This window comes from Maritimimonas sp. 2210JD6-3, from assembly GCF_056591795.1.
In genome coordinates, this window is the sequence record NZ_JBWQOJ010000087.1 from 1 (window position 1) to 1315 (window position 1315).

Consider the following 1315-nt stretch of genomic DNA (forward strand, 5'->3'; position numbering starts at 1 on the left):
TGACCCGTCCTGAATAAAGGCTACATAATTTTAAACATTATGTATAAAAACGACAAAGTCATCAGACGGTATTCAGAACCTTTCAAACTGAAAATTTTAGACGAACTTACCACAGGAAAGTTAAACAAGTATCAACTAGGTAAAGCTTACGGTATTGCTCCTACCACCATTAACGAATGGATTAGAAAATACAACCGTAAAGACCTTATGAACACCAGAATCAAAGTGGAAACTAAAGACGAAATAACAAGAATCAAAGCACTTCAAAAAGAGATTGAACAGCTTAAAAAACTACTCTTAAAAAAGGATCTGGATGCCTTGGTATTGGATTCCTATCTAGAAGTAGCAGCAGAAGATCTAGGCTATAAATCAGTTGCTGAACTAAAAAAAAAGTTAAGTACAAAGCCTTAATCAAAGCCAAAGAAAAATCTAAGGGATTTGCTTCTTTAACAACTATAACTCGTTGTTTTGGACTAAAACGTGATGCTTATTACAAATATAAAAATAGAGCTGATGAGCGTTTGAAAACAGAACAGAAGATTGTTGAAATAGTACAGAAAAGACGCAAATCCCTTCCCAGAGAAGGCGTGCGTAAACTTAAAATATCATTAGAAAATGAGTTTATTAAAACTAACCTTAAAGTCGGCAGAGACACATTATTTAATGTCCTTAGAAAACATCAAATGCTAACACTTAGAAAGAAACCTAGCTATAAAACAACTAATTCGTTCCATAGGTTCTATAAATACAAAAACATTATTAAAGATGTAGAAGTCACAAAACCTAATCAAGTTTGGGTAAGTGATATTACCTATATAAGAACCGTAAAAGGGTTTTGTTATCTCGCGCTCATTACAGATATGTATTCTAGAAAAATCATAGGTTACGACCTTAGTGATAGCCTTGAACTCAATGGCTGTGTTAGAGCCCTTAATAAAGCTATATACCAAGCTAAAGACGTTAAACAACTTATTCATCACTCAGACAGAGGTATACAATATTGTAGTAATGTGTACACCCAAATACTTAAAAGAAATAAGATAGAAATTAGCATGACAGAACAAAATCATTGCTATGAAAATGCCATTGCTGAACGTGTAAATGGCATCTTAAAAGATGAATTTTATCTCGATCAAACCTTTACTGACATAACTCACGCTAAAAGAGCTGCAAAAAATGCAATTAATTTATACAACGAAATAAGATTACATGTATCTTTAGACTATAAAACACCTAATAGGGTATATTTAAAAACAGCGTAAATCCTCCCGATAGCTATCGGGATTAACCTGTAGCCATATTTCAGGACTAGACA

The 1315-nt window shown here is 32.9% G+C and carries 2 protein-coding genes; both read left to right on the forward strand.

The genetic code is table 11. The features are described from left to right. Positions 1 to 39: 39 nt before the first annotated feature. On the forward strand, positions 40 to 411 hold the full coding sequence (locus tag AC1EUY_RS16070) for a transposase (RefSeq protein WP_480196568.1): 372 nt from the start codon (positions 40 to 42) through the stop codon (positions 409 to 411). Continuing rightward, complete coding sequence (locus tag AC1EUY_RS16075) at positions 411 to 1262, forward strand: IS3 family transposase (RefSeq protein WP_480196569.1); 852 nt, start codon at positions 411 to 413, stop codon at positions 1260 to 1262. Before AC1EUY_RS16070 ends, AC1EUY_RS16075 begins: the two co-directional genes overlap by 1 nt. The last annotated feature ends 53 nt before the right edge of the window (positions 1263 to 1315 follow it).